This window comes from Plantactinospora sp. CNZ321 (assembly GCF_004217235.1).
In genome coordinates this window covers 152,542-174,430 of sequence record NZ_SHKQ01000001.1, presented here as the reverse complement: position 1 = coordinate 174,430, position 21,889 = coordinate 152,542, and the positions used below count along the sequence as shown (strand labels likewise).

The 21,889-nt window shown below is 73.0% G+C and carries 17 protein-coding genes and 1 pseudogene; 8 read left to right on the top strand and 10 right to left on the bottom strand.

Annotated features, from left to right (window positions below; translation table 11 throughout):
* Window positions 1-84 precede the first annotated feature (84 nt).
* From EV371_RS00750 to EV371_RS00730, 5 genes and pseudogenes are all read right to left on the bottom strand, one after another.
* Entirely contained in the window at window positions 85-2,427 is a 2,343-nt protein-coding gene (locus EV371_RS00750) for an ABC transporter permease (RefSeq protein WP_130460335.1), read from the bottom strand.
* Complete coding sequence (locus tag EV371_RS00745) at window positions 2,424-3,047, bottom strand: ABC transporter ATP-binding protein (RefSeq protein WP_486484894.1); 624 nt, start codon at window positions 3,045-3,047, stop codon at window positions 2,424-2,426. Before EV371_RS00745 ends, EV371_RS00750 begins: the two co-directional genes overlap by 4 nt.
* Before the next feature lie 224 nt (window positions 3,048-3,271).
* A pseudogene (locus EV371_RS00740) lies at window positions 3,272-3,781 on the bottom strand (PadR family transcriptional regulator); the annotation flags it as partial.
* A gap of 145 nt (window positions 3,782-3,926) precedes the next feature.
* Window positions 3,927-4,358, bottom strand: coding sequence for a DUF3995 domain-containing protein (locus EV371_RS00735; RefSeq protein ID WP_130460333.1), 432 nt, complete (start codon window positions 4,356-4,358; stop codon window positions 3,927-3,929).
* A gap of 55 nt (window positions 4,359-4,413) precedes the next feature.
* A complete protein-coding gene (locus tag EV371_RS00730) occupies window positions 4,414-4,869 on the bottom strand; it encodes a hypothetical protein (RefSeq protein ID WP_130460332.1) in 456 nt (151 codons plus the stop codon).
* Between the two features lie 454 nt (window positions 4,870-5,323).
* On the opposite strand from EV371_RS00730, the gene EV371_RS00725 reads away from it, so the two are divergent.
* Window positions 5,324-7,576: a WD40 repeat domain-containing protein gene (locus tag EV371_RS00725; protein ID WP_130460331.1), complete on the top strand. Its 2,253-nt coding sequence runs from the start codon at window positions 5,324-5,326 to the stop codon at window positions 7,574-7,576.
* A gap of 9 nt (window positions 7,577-7,585) precedes the next feature.
* Here the strand turns inward: EV371_RS00725 and EV371_RS00720 are convergent, their stop codons facing one another.
* Window positions 7,586-8,434 (bottom strand): GDSL-type esterase/lipase family protein, encoded by an 849-nt coding sequence (locus EV371_RS00720; RefSeq protein ID WP_130460330.1) that lies wholly within the window; start codon window positions 8,432-8,434, stop codon window positions 7,586-7,588.
* A gap of 213 nt (window positions 8,435-8,647) precedes the next feature.
* Here EV371_RS00720 and EV371_RS00715 point away from each other — a divergent pair, with 213 nt between their 5' ends.
* Window positions 8,648-9,691, top strand: a complete 1,044-nt coding sequence (locus tag EV371_RS00715) for an alpha-lytic protease prodomain-containing protein (protein WP_130460329.1) — start codon at window positions 8,648-8,650, stop codon at window positions 9,689-9,691.
* Between the two features lie 144 nt (window positions 9,692-9,835).
* Here EV371_RS00715 and EV371_RS00710 read toward each other — a convergent pair whose 3' ends face one another.
* The 3 genes from EV371_RS00710 to EV371_RS00705 all read right to left on the bottom strand — a co-directional run bounded on the left by EV371_RS00710 (window position 9,836) and on the right by EV371_RS00705 (window position 11,273).
* Window positions 9,836-10,513 (bottom strand): DUF998 domain-containing protein, encoded by a 678-nt coding sequence (locus tag EV371_RS00710; RefSeq protein WP_165436571.1) that lies wholly within the window; start codon window positions 10,511-10,513, stop codon window positions 9,836-9,838.
* A 182-nt stretch (window positions 10,514-10,695) separates the two neighbouring features.
* Window positions 10,696-10,854 carry a hypothetical protein gene (locus EV371_RS33215; protein ID WP_165436570.1) on the bottom strand — a complete coding sequence of 53 codons (159 nt, stop codon included), beginning with the start codon at window positions 10,852-10,854 and terminating at the stop codon, window positions 10,696-10,698.
* The gene (locus EV371_RS00705) at window positions 10,839-11,273 is read right to left on the bottom strand and encodes a hypothetical protein (RefSeq protein ID WP_130460327.1); all 435 of its coding nucleotides are present in this window, start codon (window positions 11,271-11,273) and stop codon (window positions 10,839-10,841) included. The genes EV371_RS33215 and EV371_RS00705 overlap by 16 nt, the downstream gene beginning before the upstream one ends.
* Before the next feature lie 1,443 nt (window positions 11,274-12,716).
* On the opposite strand from EV371_RS00705, the gene EV371_RS00700 reads away from it, so the two are divergent.
* Window positions 12,717-13,100, top strand: coding sequence for a hypothetical protein (locus tag EV371_RS00700; protein WP_130460326.1), 384 nt, complete (start codon window positions 12,717-12,719; stop codon window positions 13,098-13,100).
* Window positions 13,101-13,365: 265 nt separating this feature from the next.
* On the opposite strand, the gene EV371_RS00690 is transcribed toward EV371_RS00700, so the two are convergent.
* Entirely contained in the window at window positions 13,366-14,067 is a 702-nt protein-coding gene (locus EV371_RS00690) for an alpha-ketoglutarate-dependent dioxygenase AlkB (protein WP_130460325.1), read from the bottom strand.
* An 84-nt stretch (window positions 14,068-14,151) separates the two neighbouring features.
* On the opposite strand from EV371_RS00690, the gene EV371_RS00685 reads away from it, so the two are divergent.
* The 5 genes from EV371_RS00685 to EV371_RS00665 all read left to right on the top strand — a co-directional run bounded on the left by EV371_RS00685 (window position 14,152) and on the right by EV371_RS00665 (window position 21,748).
* Window positions 14,152-14,805, top strand: coding sequence for a helix-turn-helix transcriptional regulator (locus tag EV371_RS00685; RefSeq protein ID WP_130460324.1), 654 nt, complete (start codon window positions 14,152-14,154; stop codon window positions 14,803-14,805).
* Complete coding sequence (locus tag EV371_RS00680) at window positions 14,802-15,524, top strand: ATP-binding cassette domain-containing protein (protein WP_130460323.1); 723 nt, start codon at window positions 14,802-14,804, stop codon at window positions 15,522-15,524. The genes EV371_RS00685 and EV371_RS00680 overlap by 4 nt, the downstream gene beginning before the upstream one ends.
* Window positions 15,521-18,025, top strand: a complete 2,505-nt coding sequence (locus tag EV371_RS00675; protein WP_130460322.1) for an FtsX-like permease family protein — start codon at window positions 15,521-15,523, stop codon at window positions 18,023-18,025. Before EV371_RS00680 ends, EV371_RS00675 begins: the two co-directional genes overlap by 4 nt.
* 157 nt (window positions 18,026-18,182) lie before the next feature.
* Window positions 18,183-20,009: an aspartate--tRNA ligase gene (gene aspS, locus EV371_RS00670; RefSeq protein WP_130460321.1), complete on the top strand. Its 1,827-nt coding sequence runs from the start codon at window positions 18,183-18,185 to the stop codon at window positions 20,007-20,009.
* A 170-nt stretch (window positions 20,010-20,179) separates the two neighbouring features.
* Window positions 20,180-21,748: a hypothetical protein gene (locus tag EV371_RS00665; protein ID WP_130460320.1), complete on the top strand. Its 1,569-nt coding sequence runs from the start codon at window positions 20,180-20,182 to the stop codon at window positions 21,746-21,748.
* Window positions 21,749-21,889: the final 141 nt, after the last annotated feature.

The window sequence follows — 21,889 nt, the reverse complement described above, 5'->3', positions numbered from 1 at the left end:
CGGGAGGCTGTCCCGGGACCGGGCCGAATCACCACCGGTCGAGCCGCGCCGCTGCCACCCGGTGGAGCCGGCCGTGCGGAGCGCTCACTCCGTACGGAGGCCGCTCGGTCGGAGCAGCCGCCACAGCACCGGCAAACTCCCAACGGTCACCAGCAGCACGACGCCGCCCGCGATCCCGGACATGCTGGCGATGCTCGGCCAGTCGAGGCGTACCGGCTGGCGGACCAGGGTCAGCAGGATGCCGCCGAGCGTCGTACCCAGCACGATCGCCAGGGCGAGGCCGAGCAGCACCGGCACGGCGGTCTGCCAGAACACCGAGGCGCTCAGCGTGCCGCGCCGGGTGCCGAACGCGACCAGTACGGCCAGGGAACGGCGTCGCTCCCGCAACTGCTCCAGGATGCCGACCAGCAGGCTGGCCCCGAGCAGCAGGAGAGTGGCGAGCACCCCGACGTACAGTCCGCGGCGGATCTGGGCGAACCGGCTGGCCTCCTCGGTGGCCCGCAGCGTCTGCACCTCGGCCGCCGGACCGAACTCGGCCGCCGCGTTGCGGACGAGTTCGATGGTGTCGGGCCGGGACAGGTCCATGCTGAGGTAGACCCGGGCACCGAGCCCGCGCAGCGTGGCCGGGTCGAGCGCACCCGGAGTGGCGAGCAGGCCGGCGAACTGGTTGCCGGCCGGGTCGGTCCGGCCGGGCACGGCCCGCAGACTGGTCGGAACGGTCCACCGGGTGGTGGTCTCCGGGTGGCGGAAGCCGACCTCCACCGCCTGGCCGGGGGCCGGCAGGCCGGCCGGGTCCGGGGACTGCTCGTCGATGATCTGGAAGACGTCGCCGTCCACGCAGCGGTCCGGGGTGGCGAGTTCGCGCAGCGCCGCGCAGTTGGCGATCCGCAGCAGGGTGCCGGGCCGCTGGCCGTACTCGTCCGGCACCGAACCGACCGGCGAGACGGCGGTGTCCAGGACGCCGACCGCCGCCTCGACCCCCGGCACGGCCCGGAACCGCTCGGCCAGCGAGTCGGCGTCGACCCCGGGGAGGTCGTCGCGGATCAGCACCATCGTCTGCGCCCGGCTGACGTCCTGGCCGGTGTTGCGGACGTAGACGCCCTGGACACCCGCGAAGAGCATCTGCAGGGCGATCCCGCCGGCCACCGCGACCGCCACCCCGCTCACCATCCGGGCCGAGGACTCGCTGTCGAGTTGCAGCCGGCGGATCGCGAGCTGCCAGGAGACGCTGCCGCCGCGCAGCCGGCCGACCACGGCCTCGACCAGCCAGGGCAGCAGCGCGGTGACCCCGATCAACAACAGCGTCACCCCGGTGATCACCCGGGCCTGGTTGACCGGGCCACCGGTCTGGTCGATCCCGCCGTGCAGCGGGGCGAGCAGTGCGGCGCCGACCACCGGCAGGGCCAACCGCCACCAGAGCCGGCGCCGGCGACTGCCGGACCGGCGTACCACGCCGAGCGGTTCGACCACGATCCGGCGCAGGGCGAGCTGTGCGACCGCGACGGCGACGGCCGGCACCGCCAGCACGATCAGCGCGGCCAGCGCCGGGTGGGGCCGGACGTCCCCGGCGAAGACACTGATCCCCTCCAGCGTGACCAGCTCGACCAGTTGCCGGCCGAGCAGGAAGAAGGCCGCGCCGGCGAGCAGCCCGAGGAGGGCGCCGACCAGCGCCTCCCCGGCCGCGACCCGGCGGGTTGTCACCGCGTCCGCGCCGACCAGCCGGAGCGCGGCCAGCCGCCGGTCCCGGGCCTCGCCGCCGAAGCGTGCGGCGGCGGCGACGAAGACCGCGATCGGCAGCAGCAGTACCACGAAGATGATCAGGACGAGCAGCGTCAGTACGGGGTCGAGACCCTCGCCGCTCGGTGTGGATCCGAAGTGGTCGATCCGCAGCGTGCCGCCGCCGGCCCGGAGCCGGTCGGTGCCGAGGTAGTAGGCGTACTCGTTGGGGCCGGAGAGGCCCTCGTCGGCGATGGTGCCGACGATCGGGTGATCCAGCCGGGGCCGGAGCAGCGCTCCGTCCGGCGAGTGGAGCAGGTCGGCCAGCGCGGGGGAGACCACCAACTCGCCGGGGCCGGGCAGCCGGGTCAGCCCGGGTGGAACCGGTGGGTGCGCGCCGTCGGGCTGGAGCAGGCGACCCCGGATCACCTCGTCGCGGTAGACCGTGTCGGAGGCCGTGACGAGGAGGGTCCGCTCGCCGGGCGGCGGCTGGGCGGCACCCAGGAACTGGTCGTCGCGGGCGGCGTTCCGCTCCGACCGGCCGTCCAGCATGGTGGAGACGGAGGTGCTGGTCAGCAGCAGGGCTACCCCGAGACCCACCGCGACGGCGGTCATCAGGGTACGCAGCAGCCCGTTGCGGCCACCTGCGAAGACCAGCCGGGCGCCGAGGGCGAGGTCCGCGACCCACCCGGTGGCGCGGTGCCGGCTCATCGGTCCGCCAGCACGGTCTCGCGGGTACGGCCGTCGCGCACCACGACCTCCCGGTCGGCGTACGCGGCGACCCGTGGTTCGTGCGTGACCAGCATGACGGCGGCGCCGGCCTCCCGGGCCGCCGCGGTGAGCAGCCGCATCACCTGCTCGCCGGCGAGCGAGTCCAGCGCGCCGGTCGGCTCGTCGGCGAAGACGACCCGGGGGGCGGTGACCAGGGCCCGGGCCACCGCGACCCGCTGACCCTGCCCGCCGGAGACCTCGCCGGGGCGCTTACCGGCCACGTCGCCGACCTCCAACCGGGCCAGCCAGTCCGCCGCCCGGCGCTCGGCCTCGCGGCGGCGTATCCCGGACAGCCGCAGCGGCAGTGCGACGTTCTCCAGGCAGGTCAGCTCGGGCACCAGTTGTCCGAACTGGAACACGAAGCCGAACTCGCTGCGGCGCAGCGCGCTGCGCTCGGCATCCGACATCGCGGAGAGTTCCCGGTCGCGGTACCGCACCGTACCGGCGTCGGGCGGGACGATCCCGGCCAGGCAGTGCAGCAGGGTCGACTTGCCGGAGCCGGAGGGGCCCATCACGGCCACCACCTCGCCGGCCCGGATCGCCAGGCTCGCCCCGGCCAGCGCCGGGGTCGCCCCCTACGCCTTGTGCAGCTCGACCGCGGCGAGCAGCGGCTGTTCCTCGGTGTTCATGCCGTTACCTCGCGTCGCGTCGGGTCGCTGTGCGGTGCCGTCGGGTCGTCGTGTGTTGCCGTCGGGTGACTCTGTGTTGCCGTCGGGTGGTTCTGGGATGCCGCCGGATCGCCGTGCGGTGCGGTCGGGCCGGCCGGTGTGCCGGCGGGGAGCGTGGCGGCCAGTTGGTCGAGGCGGGCGGCGGTCAGCTCCAGCCACCGCAGGTCGGCCTCCAGGTGGAAGAGCGCGAAGTCGCAGATGAGCTGGTCGGCGAGGTCGCCGTCGGCCTTGCGTCGGGTCAGGGTACGCATCAGGCGCAGGTGCTCGGCGCGCTGCACGTCCAGGATGTCGGCGGCGTCGCGGCCGGTGAGCAGCCCGAGCACGACCTTGGTGTAGAGGGTGTTCTGCAGGTAGACGTCAGGTTTCTCCGGTCGGGTCAGCCAGCGTTGTACGTCGGTGACCCCGGCCGCGGTGATCGCGTAGCGCTTCCGCTCCGGCCCGGCGCCGGGCTCCACCCCGTCGACCGAGACCAGGCCGCTTTTCAGCAGCCGGGCCAGGGTCGAGTAGACCTGCCCGTAGTGCAGCGGGCGGGCCTGGCCGAACCGTTCGTCGTAGACCCGTTTCAGTTCGTAGCCGTGCCGGGGGCTGGCTTCGAGGAGGCCCAGGAAAGTCTGTCCGATCGACATGCGGCGGACTCTACACCACGCGTATACACCGAGTGTATAGCCGGGGTGTGTAGTGCCGCCGCGCATCCGGGGACGGGTCGGTCGGCAGGTGGACAGCGCCGCAGGTGATCGATCCGGTCCGAACCGGACCACAGACCTCAGCGGTTCACCGCTGTGGCAGCGTCCATCCCGTCAGCATCCAGCAGGTCCCCCACAGCAGGAAGAAGGGCGACCACAGCAGCAGATCCCAGCGCGCCAGGTCACGAGCCAGGGCGGCGTGCTCGGCGGGCGGCGGACGGACCCCAGCCAGCAACAACGTGTCGCCCACGAAACCGAACCCGAGCACCCCGATCGCCCGGGCGATCATGAAAAGGCCCAGCACCCACGCGATCGTGAGCACCAGCCGACGCGGAACGGCCGCTCCCCAGGGGCGAACCGCTGCCAGCGCAACGATGATGCCAACCACGGCGGCAGCGGCCAGCACCCAGTGGCTCGCCACGAACAGCGGATCACGTGACAGCAGCCGTTCGCGCATCTCCGGGGGAAGGGGATCCTTGTCGGCGAGCGCCTCGGCCCCCAGCGCCTGCGCGAACTTCATCGATCCGTACGCGGCCGCACACACCGCCGCTCCGTACGCGCCGAGGTGTCCCCGTTCAGCCCGCGACACGGCGCCGCGTCGACGTCACGTAGGAGTGGATCATCGCCAGGAGCAGCCCGATCACGACCGTCCCGACCACCCCGTGGTACCACTGCCAGCCGATCCCGAGGCCGATGAAGCCGTCCACTGCCATGATCCCGGCGCCGCCGCCGACGGCGAGCAGCATGGCGGCCAGTACCAGCAGCATCAGCATTCTCGGCACCCTCCGAGCCAGCGGCGTGACCGTGGCGAGGGCGAGGCCCGCGCCCAGCAGGCCGGTGGCGGTGGCGCTCCACTGCGCGACGGCCGGGTCCATGAAGTAGCGCACGGTCTCCTCGGCCGAGACAGGCGGACCACCCGGAAAGCCGAGCCGGGACTCCATGGCGAAGGCAGCCTTCCCGGCGGCGTATCCGAGAAACAGTAAAGCGATGGTGTACGCCGGCCAGCGACGCGGGCGAGCAGCATCAGTCATGATCGCGACGGTAGCCGCTGTGCGGGCTGGGACAGCAACGCTCACAGGGGAGGGCCACTCCCCCGCGCGGGGGAGGCGGGGTCGGGTGGCGTGACTCGGGGTGCGGGGCGCGTGCCTGGCGGCGGGCGGCTCGGGCCTCCGCGCCTGACGGATACCCGGTAGGTCCGGAACGTGTCGGGTATGTCACCAGTGTCGGGCATGCCGCTCCTTTCGCGGGTCCGGCGGAGTGTTCGATCCGGACTAGGATGCGGTCAATGATCGTCGATGCATGACGCGTCAGATCATTTCCGCGTCGTTCATTCCGGTCGATTCGCCGGTCGATTCCGCCGATCCGATCCGATCCGATTCCGCTGCCCCGATCCGGTACCGACCAATTCGCCAGAGGGATAGTCCAATCGTGTTTCCCGCGTTCTCTGCCCGCCAGAGCCGTGGACGGGCGGCATCCCGGGACGGCATGCCACTGATCACCGACGGGACGGGCCGGCGTACGCCGAAGCGCTCCGCCGCCGAACCGGCCTGGTCCGGTCTACCGCGCTGGACCTGGGGTCCGCCCGGTCGGCGACCTCGACCGCTGCCGGCGCGCACCGGGCCGTACCAGCCGGTGCCGGCCTGGGTCGCCGCGTTGGTCGGCTTCACCGACGACCGGACCGGCAGGCCCCGCGCACTGGTCACCAGCTATGCCGGCGCCCGGGTGGTGCTCGACCTGCCCGATGGTGTGCTGGTCGGCGCGGTGGACGAACGGGCCCACGCGCGGGCGTCCGCGGTTACCCGGATCGACGGCGAGCAGCTGGTCGTCTCGGGTGCCGGCGCCGGCTACCTGGAGGTGAGCGACCTCGACAGTGGTCGGTCCCGCTGGCGGCAGTGGTGCGGCGACGTGCGGTCCCTGGCGACCGTCACCCTGGCCGGTCGCCCGTTCGCGGTGCTGACCAGCGGATCGCCGCACCTGGAGATCTGGTCGCTCGGCGTCGACCGGGGTGCCCGACTGCGCACGTTCCGGACCGGGAGCGAGCGGATCAGCGTGCTGGCGACGACCGGGGCGGGCGAGGCTGCCGTAGTGGCGGCCGGCACCGGTACCGGCCGGGTGTCGCTGTGGCGGCTGGAGTTCGCGCCGGCCGGCGAGGAGGGTGTCCGGGTCCAGCCGCTCGGCGAGGACGGTGTCCGGGTCCAGTCGCTCGGCGAGTGCGGCTTCGAGTCCGCCGGGCTGGTGGCCGTGCTGGGGTTCGCGGACTGGCACGGCCGGCCGATCCTGCTCGGCGCCGCCGGCCGGGTGGCCCGGGCCTGGGATCTGCGCGACGGGCGACCGCTGGGGCCGGCGTTCACCGGGCACACCGGCCAGGTCAACTCCGTGCTGGCCGGCCGGCTCGGCGAGCGTACGGTGCTGTGGAGCGGCGACGACGCGACCGTACGGGCCTGGCTGCCGGAGACGGGCCGGCAACTGGGCGAGGCTTTCCGTTATCCGTACGAGGCGGCGCCGACCCGGACGATCTCGATCGAGATGGGCGGGCGCCCGATGCTGGTCACCGGGGACGGCGCCGGCTTGGTCTGGGTCTGGGACCCCGACCGGCCGTACCCGTTCCGGCGTGACCCTCCGCCCGGTGCTCGGGCCGACGCTGATCCGCTGGGCGTTCCCGGGCAGTGTCTCGCGGTCGGCGGGTCGGCGGACCGGCCGGTGCTGTTCGGGTCGTTGTCCGGTAACCGGGTCCGAGGGTTCGAGCCCGCGACCGGGTTGGAGGTCGAGTTGCCGGCCGACGGGATTCCGGGCGGGGTGAGACTGGTGCCGGGGACGTACCCGCTGCTGGCCGACGTCCGGCCGGACGACGTCGAGCTCTGGGACCCGGGCACCGGCGAACGGATCGGCACGGTGCCGGTCGGCCGGAACCGGGCGGGTCGTCCCGGTGCGGAGCCGTGGGAGCCGACCGGTCCGGCCGGTGGTGCCCCGACGGTCGGGCCGCTCGCCACGGCGCTGTTCGACGGCCGCCGGATGCTGCTGGTGGCGGAGGGGGCCGCGCTGCTGCGGGCCGACCTCGGGACCGGCCGACTGGCCGGACCGGTGACCGGGCACTCCGGTCGGATCCGGGGGCTGGCGGTCGGCGAGCTGGCCGGGGTGCCGGTCGCGGCGACCGCCGCCGAGGACGACACCGTACGACTCTGGGACCTCGCACGGCTCGGGGACCTCGCCGCCCGGGGGTCTTCCGGGTGGACGGTGCTGGACGGTCACGGCGGTGCCGCGTACGCCGTGCTGACCGCGACCGTCCACGGGCGTGCCCTGGTGTTCGGGGCCGGCCGGAACGGGCAGGTCCGCTGCGCCGACGTCACGGACCTGCTCGGGTCGAACCGGGCCCTCGGCGACGGGCAGCCCGGGACCGGCGGCGGCCCGGCGGGGGCGGGTGGCGAACCCGCGGCGGGTGGCGAGCCCGCCGACCCGGCACCGGTGGTCGACGGGCTGCCGCCCGAGCCGGTCGTCGTGCTGACCGCCACCCGGCCGGTACGGTCGCTGGCCCTGGTCCGGGGCGGCCGGACCAGCTGGTTGGTGGCGGCAGACGGGAGCGTGCTGCGGTGGCAGCCCGTCGGCGAGCCGGGAACGCCGGGCCGGGCGATCGAGGTGGGTGCCCCGGTGACCTGTCTGGTGGCGCTGCCCGGACTGCTGGTGGTGGCGGCGGGGGACGGGCTCGTCGGCTACCGCCCCCCGCCCGACCGGGTCGGATAGGTCCCCCCGTTACCAGCCGAATCCGGCGTCGTAGGAGATCTCGGCCAGTGCCCGCTGCCCGGACGTGTTGGGGTGGAAGTAGTCCCAGCCGGACAACTGGCCCAGCGTGAACGGGTAGTTGAAGACCGCGTTGCCGTCGAACAGGCAGTTCGAGCCGTACGTGGCGCAGGCCTGGGCGAGCTGGTTGTTGTAGTCGACCACCCGTTGCCGTACCCGGGCGCGCCGGTCCGCGTCAGCCTGGGCGTTGGAGGTCGGGCTGGCCAGCATCGACTGGCAGATGCCGAAGAGCGACCACGCGGTACGGGCGGCGAGGCTGCCCCGGCCGACCGACCAGAGCCGCTGGATGTCGGGGATGCTGATCACGAACACCCGGGCGTTGGGCAGCCCGGCGCGGAGCCGGCCCAGCGCGGCGTCGATGTTGCTCCGGAAGGTGCTCACCGGGGTCATGCTCGACTCGGAGCTGGTGCAGGCGTCGTTGGCGCCGATCAGCATCGTCACGTAGCCGACGCCCTGGGAGACGGCGGTGTCGGCCTGGCCGGCCATGTCGGCGGACTTGGCGCCGGAGCGCCCGTCGTTGTGGTTGCGACCGCCGATCGCCGGGTTCACCGCACGGATGCGCAGGTAGTGGCTGTTCACCCCGGAGTCGTCGCCGGTGCTGAACGAGCGGGACGGGCAGTCGACGTACCACCCGCAGGCGTTGAAGCCCCGGGTGATCGAGTCACCGAGGCTGGCCATCGAGGCGGGTGGTGGACCGGGGTCGGCGTGCGCAGGGCTGGCGACGAGCCCGACCGAGGTGACGAGTACGGCGGCGGCGGAGAGAGCGGACAGCAGGGTGCGGGTACGGCGGGGAGCGGACATGGGCGGCCTCCGGATCGCGGTTGCCTGAGCCGACTGAGGTGGGCGAATCATATAGACCGTTCTGATGCTCTACAACGGAGGCGGCCATAAGGCGTACGCCCCGTTGCAGGCGATATGTTAGACATCTTGTTCATGATCTTAGATGTCTGAATACTCATATCGGATGTGCCGACTCGGCGCAGACACCTCCGAACCCCCCATGGGAGGCTCCACATGCGACCCACAAGGTCTTCGATCCGCCTTGTCGCGATCGCGTCCGCGGCCGGATCCCTCGTCGCCGGGATGCTGATCGGTGTGCCCGCGCAGGCCGCCCCGGTCGCCACGCCCGAGGCCGCGACCGCGCTCTCCGAGCGGCTCGGCGCCCGGTCCGCCGGCACCTACCTGGACGACGACGGCAAGATGGTCGTCACCGTGACCGACGAGGCGGCGGCCCGTCAGGTCCGGGCCGCCGGGGCGACCCCCAGGGTCGTGACCCGCGGCTCCGCCGAACTGGCCCGGGTCACCGCCGAGTTGGACCGGTCGGCCAGGATCCCGGGCACCGCGTGGTATGTCGACCCGGTCACCAACCAGGTCGCGGTCGAGGTGGACAGCACGGTCACCGGCGCCAAGCTTGCCAGGATCAAGGCCGTCATCGCCCGCTTCGGCGGCGCCGTCCGGATCCAGTCGATCCCCGGCACGCTGAGCACCACCATCTCCGGCGGCCAGGCGATCTACACCAGCCGCAGCCGGTGCTCGCTGGGCTTCAACGTCCGCAGCGGCAGCACCTACTACTTCCTCACCGCCGGGCACTGCACCAACGCCGGGGCGAACTGGTCGGCCAGCTCGGGCGGCTCGGTGATCGGCACCCGGGCCGGCAGCAGCTTCCCCGGCAACGACTACGGCATCGTCCGGTACGCCAGCGGTATCGCCCAGCAGCCGGGTGACGTCTACCTCTACGGCGGCTACCGGGACATCACCGGTGCGGCCAACCCGACCGTCAACCAGTCGGTGCAGCGCAGCGGCAGCACCACCGGGGTGCGCAGCGGCCGGGTGACCGCGCTCAACGCCACCGTCACCTACCAGGGCAGCGGCACCGTCTCCGGCCTGATCCGGACCACCGTCTGCGCCCAGCCGGGCGACAGCGGCGGCCCGCTCTTCGCCGGCAACACCGCGCTCGGCCTGACCTCCGGCGGCAGCGGCAACTGCAGCATCGGCGGGACCACCTACTTCCAGCCGGTCGTCGAGGCGCTCAACGCGTACGGCGTGAGCATCTACTGAGCCGACAGCAACCCCGATCGGCGTGATCGGGACCGATGGGCCGCCGGAACACTCCGGCACCCACCGGCCCGGTCACGCCGATCGGCGCGCTCGGGGGTCCGGCCCGGACGGGCCGCCGGCCGTGCGGATGGCGTCGGTCAACGGCTATTGCGGGTGGCGGCGGGTCGCCCGCCGTTGCGGGTGTGCGGCGGGTCGGCTGTCGTGCCGGAACAGGGCAAGCGTCACCACCAGCGGCCACAGCGCCTCCGAAGCGGCGGTGAACCGCTCGGCCAGCCCGGCCGACCCGTCGTCGGTCAGCTGCGTCGCCAGCCAGAGCCCGAAGCCGAGCATCAACACCGTGGCGGAGCAGCCGACGCCGGGGCGCAGCACCCAGGGCCGGTCCCGGACCATGCCGGGTGGCTCGGGCCAGTGCCGGATCGGCGCTGCCCGGTGCGGCAGCGGCAGTACGGCCACGGCCGGCCAGACGGCGAGCCCGACGAACCCGATCACGGCGGCGACCCCGTGTGCCGGCGGGGTGTCGGAGTCGACCTTCGGGACCGCCGCCACGACGACGGTCGCCAGGCCGCCGGCCGCGTACACCAGCCGGGCGAGTGGACGGACCGGCCGCAGTCCGATCGCGGTGACCAGGTGGGCCACGCCGAGCCCGGCGAGCAGACCGACCAGGATCACCCGGTCGAGAGGGCCGTACGAGGAGAGCGCGCTGATGGTGTCGGCCCACGGGTCGTATTCGGGCGGCTGCGGTACTCCAGCCGATGACCAGCAGGCCGGGCAGCGCCATTGCCGAGAGCACGGCCCACCAGGGCACCGCAGGCATGCCGTCACGATACGTGATCAGGCGGATCCGATCGCGCGTATCGAAACCGGGGGCGCGCGGCGCCGGCCGGCCAGGGCAACGGCAGCCGGTCCAACCGGGCGCGGTCGGGATGGCGGGTCGGCCGCTCGCCGACCCGCCATCCACGCGGGTCACCCCGATCGGTCGCCCGATTGGCTCCGGCGACCGCTGCCTACAGCGGCTTGTTCGGCCGGGTGGTCGGGGCCGGGGGGATGCTCGAGCTGTAGCCGTTCCGGGTGCCGTACCAGGTGCTGTTGTGCAGGAACGCCTTCCAGTTGGCGGCGGTGGTGATCGTCCCGGTCAGGCCGACCCGGGTCAGGGCGGTGCGCACCCCGCCGTCGGTCTGCGGCCCCCAGATGCTGTCGATCGTGACGGAGATGCCCAGATGTAGGTCAGGCACGCCTGGACGGTCTTCACCAGCACCGGAGAGCCGGAGTTGAAGGTGGTGGTGGTCGCCGTTCCCGACCGCCCGTTGTCCATGTGTACGTGGTTGCGGTGCTCGGCGTTGTACAGGTAGTGCAGCACGTCGGCCGACCGGTAGTTGATCGCCGCGACGGCGGCCCAGTAGCGGCGGCGGTCGATGTTGAAGTCCCGCTTGGTACCCCAGGTGTCGACCGCGCACTCGAAGGCGGTGAACCGGTTCCCGCCGTTCGAGTCGAGCATGCTGATCGAGGCGAAGTCGATGGCCCGGCCGTACATGTGCCAGCTGTTCGCCTTGTCGACGTGCACCCCGAGGACGTTGATTCTCATGGGGTTGCGCCAATGGTCGGGGAGGAGGTAATACCAATCCTCCAGAAAGTACTCGACCCGGTGGTAGAACGCTGCGTCGTATGCCCCGGTGAAAGTGTTGCCGAGATAATAGGTCGGTTGGTCCCAGAGTTCGCTGCGGGAGACGAGATTTCCCGTGGAAGGGCACCACCAGATCGGTCGGAAACGACTCTGCGCAATTCACCGGCGACGTGCCGCCGGCGTGTGCCGGTACGGCGCCGCCGCCGAGGACCAGGCCCGCCGCCCCCGCGCCGGCGAGCCCGAGCAGAGATCGCCGGGACCAGGTCCGGCCGCCGGTTGAGCGTGTGCCGTCGGCTGTGGGATGCTCGCCATTTTCCCGGTCGCCAGATGTGTCGGTAGTGGAAATCATTCGGCCACCTTCCTGCGCGCCCCATTCGGGCAGCGTCAATTGACGGAGGGTAGCCAGAAGGAGGCGACGTGGCACGTGGCGCACCGCTGAAACCCCCGTGTCAGCGTCCGGAGCGGCATTTCTGCTCCGGCGCGGAGAAACATATCGTCGCCGATAACCAAGGTCAATACCGGCGGACGAGAGAATCCTCGACGGCCGTCACCTCGTCAGTGGGGTCGCAGGCTCGACCCCTGATCGGAGGGCTGGCCATGGCGCTCGGCGCGCTACTGGTGGCCGCCGCGCGGTGGGGTGCGAAGGCACGCCGCCGGACCGGCTGACCCGACCGTTCCGGGTACGGCTGGGCTACCGGCCAGCGGATCGTGTCGCCTGGACCGACCTCCGGGCGGCTTCCGGCACCCTGAAGTCGCCCGGGAGTCCTCGACCACCTGTGGCATTCCGGCGATCCCTGGTGCCGAGGCGGTCCAGCCGGCCGTTCCCGGGCCGGCGAGCACCGCTCAGGTGATCACGAATCGTTTCCCACCAGGGGTGCCGCCGCCCCGGTCCCGCAGGCGTGACCCTGACCGGGCCTGTCGAGTGGCGTACCGCAGATCTCACATCGCATTACTCACTCTCCAGGTTCGATCCATTTCGTGGTTGGTCTGTCGCTCGCGTTCGATCTGCCGGCCGAAGGCCGACCTCCGCAACGTCAGGCGCATCATGGCGGAGTCAACGACTTCCGGATGTCCCCCTTATCGGGACGGCCCGCGCCTGTCGGGTGGGCCGGTTGGCGGGCTGGCTCGGATCCAGCCAGGCGAGCGTCGTCCGGGACGGCAGCGGTAACATCTACGCCGCGCTCGACCAGTGCGTCGGGCAGGCCCAGCTGGCGGCACACGATCGATGGTGGAAAGTTTGTTGATGCGTACGGGTGCCCGTATGACGCTGCTCGTCGGGATGCTTGTGGTCGGGCTGGTCGGCTGCGGCGGCCGAAGGCGCCGGCGCCCCCATCGGAACTGCGGGACCCGTGTGAGCTGATCACCGATGACATGCTGGCCCGACTCGCTCCCGGCTCCACATCGATGCCTTCGTCACAGCTGAGTGAGTTCAGCGGCACCCGGCGCTGCGCCGTGGACCTGACCTCCGGCACCGGCGGGATGCGCGGCGACATCGGCATCACCGTCGCGATGGACGGCACCGAAAGCTACGACGAGGCGTGGCGGGCGGAGCGGTGCGCCAGGATCGGCGGCGAACCGACGAAGGACGGGCCGGGGGATCACTCCTGCTTCGTCGTCAAGCCCTACCAGGACGGGGAGGCGCGATTCGACGGGTGGGCGTGGGTCGGCGCCGACTTCGAGGTCCACGTCGCGTACCAATTGGTCAAGCCGGAGACCTTTCCGTCCGGTGCCGAACAGGACCTCCGCGATCTGCTCGCGGCTGCGGTGGACTCGCTGCCGACGGATTGACCGAGCGGTCGGTCCGGGCCCGCGGCGTCGTGCTGGTCACCCTCGCGAGCTTGGATGCAGGTGACCGCGGAGGAAGGCGAGGATCTCCCGGCGCGCGGGTCGGGCGGCCGGCACCAGGCCGGGGGTACTCAGGAAGGCGTGGGTGGCCCTCGGATAGCAGTTCAGACGGGCGGGGGCGTCCGGTGGACGGCTGCTCGGCGATTCAGGATCGGAGCGCCAGGCGGCAGTTTCCGGATAAGGGTCGAGGTGAATCCTGGGCTGCCGCTCAGGCGACGCCGGTCGGGCGGAACTGGACGCTGACCCGGGGGCCGACCGCCCGCGTCGTCTTCGGGACGGCGTGTTCCCAGGTGCGTTGGCAGGAGCCGCCCATCACCACCAGGTCGCCGTGCCCGAGCGGGAAGCGCAGGCTCGACGCCCCGCCGCCTCGGCCGCTGTCTCGGCCGGCTTCGGCCCGGTTCGGCGCGCTGCCGCGCGGGCGCAGCAGCAGCGGTCGGGGTGAGCCGAACGAGACGATCGCGACCATGGTGTCTTCCCGGGCCGAGCGGCCGTGGGTGTCGCCGTGCCAGGCGACGCTGTCCCGTCCGTCGCGATAGAGGCACATCCCGGCGGTGACGAACGGCTCGCCCAACTCGGCGACGTAGTGCCGGGACAGCTCATCGCGGGCTGCGGTCAGCAGCGGGTGGGGGAGTGGCTCGGTGCCGGCATACCAGCGGAGCAGGCGGGGGACATCGACGACATCGTCGTACATCCGGCGGCGTTCGGCCTGCCAGTCGACCTCGTCGAGCAGGGTACGCAGCACCGCGTCGGAGCCGCTGACCCAGCCGGGCAGGTGGTCGACCCAGGCGCCGGAGCCCAGCTCGTGCCGGCGCAGCGCCCCGGCGAGCGGGCCGAGGGCGGCACCGTCCCCGGCGATCCCGTCGTCGGTGGCGAGGTCCAGCATCGAGGGCTGGTAGGCGCCGGCTCTCATCCGGCCATCGTAGCCACTGTCGAACGCACGTACGATCACCCTCTTATTTACTCAGTAACTACTTATCGAGTAAGGTTCCTGCTCATGCAGCGAAACGCGGTGCGCTGGGGGCTGCTCGCCCTCTTCGCCGACGGACCCAAATACGGCTACCAGCTCAGGACTGAGTTCGACGCCCGCACCGGCGGCACCTGGGCGCTCAACGTCGGTCAGCTCTACACCACCCTCGACCGGCTGGACCGGGATGGCCTGGTCGCCGCCGCCGGGGCCAACGACGACGGGCGGACCGTCTACGCCATCACCGAGCACGGTCGCGTGGCCCTGGCCGAGTGGTTCGCCACCCCGGTCACCGACACCGACCGGCCGCGCAGCGAGCTGGCCATCAAACTCGCCCTGGCGGCGACCACCCCGGACGTCGACGTGGCCGCCGTCGTGCAGACCCAGCGCACCGAGTCGATGCGGCAGATGCGGGACGTCACCGACCTGCGCCGCACCGCCGACCAGGACGGCGACGACCTCGCCTGGCTGCTCCTGCTCGACCACCTGGTCTTCGCGTTGGAAAGCGAGCTGCGCTGGCTCGACCACGTCGAAGCCACCGTGCTCCGCCGGCGCCGCCACACCGCTCGCCCGGCCAGCTCGGCGGCCGACCAGCCATCCGCAGTCCATCAGCCGACCACAGTCCGTCAGCCATCTGCGGCCCACCAGCCGGCCGGAGCCGACGAGACGGAGCCGGTGCGATGAGCGACCTTGTGCTGCGGTTCGACCAGGTGAGCCGGACCTACCACTCCGGCGAGACCGAGGTGCACGCCCTGGCCGGGGTCAGCTTCGAGGTGGCAGCCGGAGAGCTGGTCGCCGTGATGGGGCCATCCGGCTCCGGCAAGTCCACACTGCTCGCCCTGGCCGGCGGGCTCGACACCCCCACCCGGGGCAGCGTCGAGGTCGAGGGCGCCAGCCTCGCCGACCTGGCCCCGACCGCGCTGGCCCGGCTGCGCCGGGACCGGATCGGCTACGTCTTCCAGAACTACAATCTGGTCACCGACCTGACCGCCGCCGAGAACGTCGCGCTGCCCCGGGAACTCGCCGGGGTACGCCCCCGGGCGGCCCGCCGCGAGGCACTCGCCGCCCTGGCCCGGGTCGGCCTGGACGAACTCGCCCACCGCTTCCCCGACCAGCTCTCCGGCGGGCAGCAGCAGCGGATCGCGATCGCCCGGGCACTGATCGGGCAGCGTCGACTCGTCCTCGCCGACGAGCCGACCGGCGCGCTGGACTCGGCGACCGGCGAGGCGGTGCTGCGCGTACTCCGGACCCAGGTCGACGCGGGCGCCGCCGGGGTGATGGTCACGCACGAGCCCAGGTACGCCGGCTGGGCCGACCGCACCATATTCCTTCGCGACGGCCGGCTGGTCGACTCCACCGGACCCCGAACCACCGCAGCACAGCTCCTCGGCGGGCACGCATGACCGGCGAGTTCGTCGGCTCGTGGCGTACCGCGTTGCGGATCGCCCGCCGCACGTCCCGGCGCCATCCCGGCCGCTCGGCGCTGATCCTGTTGATGCTCCTCCTGCCGGCGTACGCGGCCACGGTGCTGACGGTCGCCTGGGCCAACCTCGGCACCGTCGACCGGGACGCCACCTTCACGATGGGCGCCACCGACCTGATCATCAGCGCGGCTCCGGACGACCTCGCCAAGCTGGCCGGCACCCTGCCGCCGGGCAGCCACACCGCCCCGCACACCACCGGCCGTACGATCGTCGCCACCCCCGGCGACGGGCTCGCCAGTTTCGAGTACGAGGCGACGGACCTGACCGACCCGCTCAACCAGGGCCGGTACGTCGTCCGGGCCGGGGCGGTGCCCCGGGGCGCCGCCGAGGTGGCGGTGAGCCAGACCCTCGCCGACCAACTCGGACTCACGGTCGGCGACCCGATTCGTGCCGGGATGCCGCTGCGCGAGTTGACCGTCGTCGGGATCGTCGACCTCAGCCGGTCGTTGCGGCTGCCGGCGTTGGTCGTACCGGCCGAGGCGGCGCTCTCGACCGGGCCCGCCCAGGCGCTGCTGGTCGGCCTGCCGGCCGGCGCCAGCTGGTCCGGGCCACCACCCGGGAGGCGCGCGGTGACCGGGCCGGACGGTGCACCGGAGCCGGCCGGCATCGAGTACAGCCTGCGGGACCGGTCCACCCTGGCGCCGAGCGCGCAGTATCGGGCTACCCAGGCCGCCGCCACGACCCTGGTGGTCAGCTTCGTGGCCGCCCAGGTGGCACTGTTGGTCGGCGCGGCGTTCCTGGTCGGCGCCCGGCGGCAGCGCAGGGAGCTTGGCCTGGTCGCCGCGGCCGGAGCCAGCCCGCGCCAGGTCGGCCGGATCGTGCTGGCCGGCGGGCTGCTGCACGGTTCCGTCGCGGCCGGGATCGCCGCGCTGGCCGGAGTCGGCACCGTCATCCTGGCCCAGCCGATCGTCGAACGGGTCTCGGACCATCCGGTGCTGGGTCTGAGTGTGCCGCTGGGGTCGGTCGCCGGGGTCGCGGCGCTGACCGTGCTGATCGGGCTCGCCGCCGCGTACCTCCCGGCCCGCTCCGCCGCCCGGGGGCCGGTCCGGGCCACGCTCGGCGGCCACCGGGACCGGTCCCGGACCGATCTGGGCTGGCTGGTGGCGGGTCTGGTGCTGCTGGTGGCCGGCGTGGCGATCCTGCTCTGGTCGGCGCATCCGGACGGCCGCGCAGAACTCATCGCCCTCGGCGGGATCCTGCTGTTGCTCGGGGTCGTCGCCGGCACGCCCGCGCTGGTCCGGGTCGTCGGGTGGCTCGCGGCCGGGCTGCCGGTCTCGGCCCGGTTGGCGCTTCGGCACTCGGCCCGGCACCGGCTGCGTACCGGGGCGGCGGTCGCGGCGGTCAGCGCGGCGGTTGCCGGCAGTGTCGCGCTGGGGCTGGTCGGCGCGGCCCGGAGCGACGCGGCGGAGGTGTGGCGGCAGGCCCGGGACGGGCAGATCCTGCTCCCCGCCGAGGCGGCGAGTGCGCTCGGCCCGGCCGGGATCCAGCGCCTCGCCGCCGCACTGCCGGCCCGGGACGCGGTCGCGCTGCGGATCGGCACCGACCCGAAGCTGTCGCCAGGCGCGGTGCTGGTCCCACCGTCCTGGGATCCGGCCCAGCACTCCGGCCCGGCCGGCGACCAGTTGGCGATCGCGGTCGGCGGTGCCGAGACGATCCGGGCGGTCACCGGCCGGGAGCCGACCGCAGCCGAGGTCGCCGCGCTGCGCGACGGCGCGGCGGTGCTGTTCAACGACACCCTCGCCGTCGACGGGCGGGCCACTGTCGCGATCGGCGAGTCCGCACCGGTGACCGTGCCGGTGGTGGTGGCGGTCTCCGGCGAGTACTTCCGGGACCTGCCCGCGATGGTCCTCGCCGAGGAGACCGCGCAGCGGCTCGGGCTCACCGTGACACCGGGGCGGCTGCTGGTGGACACCACCCGGACGCCCCGGCCGGACGAGGTCGCCGCCGCGACCACGGTGCTGCTGCGGGCCCAGCTCGCCGCCATCCCGCTGCCGGCGGCCCCGATCGTGGTCGAGCCGGCCCGGCCGCAGCGCGGCCCGACCGAGACCAGGACCATGTTCTGGGTGCTGGCGGCGGTCAGCGCGGTGGTCACCGTGGTGGCGACCGGGGTCGCGGTCGGGCTGACCGGCGCCGAGTTGCGCGACGACCTGGCTACGATGACCGCGGTCGGGGCCGGCCCTCGGGTACGCCGCCGGATCGTGGCCGCCCAGGCTGCCGTGGTGGCCGGGCTCGGCGCACCGCTCGGCCTGCTCGCCGGTCTCGGCCCGGCCGCCGGGTACGTCGCGTTCAACACCTCGGCACACTGGCGTACGCCCTGGCTCTATCTGCTGCTCCTCGCGCTGCTGCCACCGGTCCTGGCGACGGTGCTGGCCGGTGCCTTCACCCGGACCCGGGCGATACCGCTCCGGCGGCTGGAGTAACCGGCGGGCGCGACCGTGTGCCGACCAGCCGGCCTCCGGCACGCCGCTGGCCGACCAGCCGGCTGACCGGGAGGGGCGCCGGGCGGTCCGGGCCGTCCTGACAGAATGTCGGGGCAGCAGCCCGGACCGCCCGGACAGACGTGAGGAGACACCTGTCGTGATCCGTACCCATGACGCCGGCACCCTGCGCGCGAGCGACGCCGGCCGCACGGTGACCCTCGCCGGCTGGGTCGCCCGCCGGCGGGACCACGGCGGGGTCATCTTCGTCGACCTGCGGGACGCCTCCGGCGTCGTGCAGGTGGTCTTCCGGGAGGGGATGGAGTCGGCGCACGCGCTGCGCAACGAGTTCTGTGTGCGGGTGACCGGCGAGGTGACCCGCCGCCCCGAGGGCAACGACAACCCCGAGCTGGCCACCGGGGAGATCGAGGTGACGGTCAACCAGCTGGAGATCCTCTCCGAGGCGGCGCCGCTGCCGCTGCCGGTGGACGACCAGGTGGAGGCCGGCGACGACGTACGCCTCAAGTACCGCTACCTGGACCTGCGACGCAGCGGCCCGGCCCGGGCGATGCGGCTGCGCTCGGCGGCCAACCAGCTCGCCCGGGGCGTGCTGCACGCCCGCGACTTCCTGGAGATCGAGACGCCGACCCTGACCCGGTCGACGCCGGAGGGCGCCCGCGACTTCCTGGTGCCGGTACGCCTCCAGCCCGGCACCTGGTATGCCCTGCCGCAGTCCCCACAGCTGTTCAAGCAGCTGCTGATGGTCGGCGGGATGGAGCGCTACTACCAGATCGCCCGCTGCTACCGGGACGAGGACTTCCGGGCCGACCGGCAGCCGGAGTTCACCCAGCTCGACATCGAGATGTCGTTCGTCACCCAGGACGACGTGATCGACCTCGGCGAGGAGATCGTCGCCACGCTCTGGCGGGAGCTGGCCGGGCACGAGATCAGCCGGCCGATTCCCCGGATCACCTGGCACGACGCCATGGACCGGTACGGCTCCGACAAGCCCGACCTGCGCTACGGGGTCGAGCTGACCGAGCTGACCGACTACCTGCGGGGGACCGCCTTCCGGGTCTTCGCCGGGGCGATCGACGCCGGTGGCTACGTCGGCGCGGTGGTGATGCCGGGTGGTGCCGGGCAGAGCCGCAAGGAGCTGGACGGCTGGCAGGACTGGGCGAAGGCGCGCGGCGCCCGTGGCCTGGCGTACGTGGTGCTGGACGCCGAGTCCGGCGAGGCCCGAGGGCCGGTGGCGAAGAACCTGTCGGCCGAGCACCTGGCCGGGCTGGCCGACGCGGTCGGGGCGAAGCCGGGCGACGCGGTCTTCTTCGCCGCCAGCGCGCAGCGGCGGGAGGCGCAGGAGTTGCTGGGTGCGGCCCGGGCCGAGATCGCCAGGCGGGCCGGACTGGTCGACGAGAGCGCCTGGGCGTTCTGCTGGGTGGTCGACGCGCCGATGTTCGAGCCGGCCTCGGACTCCGACGGTGGCGGTGCGGGCGGTTGGACCGCCGTGCACCATCCGTTCACCTCGCCGAACGCCGACTGGGTGGACCGGTTCGAGGAGGCACCGGACCGGGCGCTGGCGTACGCGTACGACATCGTCTGCAACGGCAACGAGATCGGTGGTGGATCGATCCGTATCCACCGGGCCGACGTACAGCGCCGGGTTTTCGACCTGCTCGGCATCAGCCCGGAGGACGCGGCGGACAAGTTCGGCTTCCTGTTGGAGGCGTTCAAGTACGGGCCGCCGCCGCACGGCGGGATCGCGTTCGGCTGGGACCGGGTCTGCATGCTGCTCTCCGGGGCCGATTCGATCCGCGAGGTGATCGCCTTCCCGAAGACCCGGGGTGGGTTCGATCCGCTGACCAGCGCCCCAACCCCGATCACGGCCCAGCAGCGGGCCGAGGCGGGCATCGATGCCAAGCCGAAGCCGGCGGCACCGTCGCACGGCGGCACCGCCGGGGTGGCAGCCCCGGTCGAGCCCTCCTGAGGATCCGAGCCGATGCCGCCGGAACGCCGTAAGGCGTCCCGGCGGTATCGCCTGCCATGGTTCGCCGGGCCGCTGCTCCCGGGCGACCCGCTCGGCGGGGGTCGCGCGGCGATCCGCCGACGACCGGGGGTGGGGGCAATCGACTTGCTTCGGATGCTCATACTCGGTCCATGGCGCCCAACCCTGATCTGATCATCGACTTGGACCCGAGCGAGGTGGGGTCCGAGGTCGTCAAGACCGTCGTCCTGCCCTGGTCGGGCCAGAGCACCCCCTTGCGGATTCCGGCCGGGCTCAGCGACGGCAGCATGCTGCGGCTGCCCGGCATCGGCCCGGCGACCGTGCCCGGTGGACCGCCCCGGGACGCGTACGTCCAGGTCCGGATCGTGCCGGGCGGAGGCGGTGCGGTCCCCGCGAGCTTCGGAACGGCACCCTCCGGCATGCCCGGTCCGGTGACGTCGGCCCCGCCGACCACCCCGTTCGGGTCACCGCCGGTCTCCGCCCCGCCCACCACGCCGTTCGGCGCGGGCCCTCCGGCCGCGCCGACCGCTCCCTACGGCACCCCGCCGGTGTCCGGTCCGCCGACCACCCCGTTCGGGGCGCAGCCGCCGATGTCGGCTCCGCCGTTCGGGGCGCCGCCGCCGGTGTCGGGTCCGCCGACCGCGCCCTTCGGGGCCAACCCGCCCGGGCCGCAGTTCGGTGGACCGCCGCAGTTCGGTGGACCGCCGCAGTTCGGTGCGTTTCCGCCGCCGCCCGCCAAGTCCGGACGCGGCAAGATCATCGCCATCGTCGGCGGCGCCGTCGCGGTGGTCCTGCTGGTCGCGCTGGCGGTGCCGCTGCTGATCTGGGCCGGCAACCGTGACGACGGGGGCTCGCCCTCGGACCGGACCGCCGCCGGCCAGGGCGGGGAGCCCTCGCCGAGCGCCGCGCCGGTCAGCGCACAGGAGTACCAGGCGCTACTGGCCGAGGTCGACAAGGCGTTGACGCCGGGCTTCACCCAGCTCGGCGCGGCCAAGAGCCCCAAGGCGATCGGCACCGCCGCCGGCGCCATCGGGCGGGCACTCGACCAGCAGATCACCACGCTCTCCGCCGTCGTGCCGCCGGAGAACGCCGCGACGGCGCACGCCGACCTGCTGCGCGGGTTGGAGGGCATGGTCGACTCGATCACCGAGACCGGCTCGGCCGCCGGGGCCGGCGAGGTCTGCCTCGGCTCGTCGGCGTTGGCCCGGGTCAGCCGGGATCCGGCCGCCGAGGACGTACGCACGGCGCAGCAGGCGCTGGCGGCGGCGGACCCGGCACAGCCGTTCGAGGTCGGCAAGTTCGTGCCGAAGAAGACCTCCGACACCAACCGGCGGTTGAGCAACGGCGCATACATCAAGCGGGTGCGCAGCGGCCAGGGGAAGCTCAAGATCGAAAACGGTGGCAGCAGCGACGCGGTCATCAACCTGGTGCTGGGCAGCGCCAAGACCCCGACGGTCAGCGTCTACGTCCGGGCCAAGGGCAAGCACACCGTCTCGTCGATCAAGGACGGCACGTACCGGATCTACATGACCGGTGGCAAGGACTGGGACGCCCGGGCCAAGGGGTTCAGCCGGAGCTGCAACTTCCAACGGTTCGAGGACACCTTCAAGTTCACCACCACCTCCTCCCAGTACACGATCTGGACGATCACGTTGACTCCGGTCGCGGGTGGCAACGCACAGACCAGCGAGGTCGACCCGGACTCGTTCCCGGGCGGCTGACCGGAGGCGACATGCCCTCCCGGCGGACGGCGGGGGCGGTGCCAGCGACGACGTACCGGCCGGGTCCACGGACCCGGCCGGTACGTCTGTCAGCGCTGACCTCTCCCGGTCGCCGGACCACCCCCTGAGATCCCCGCGCTT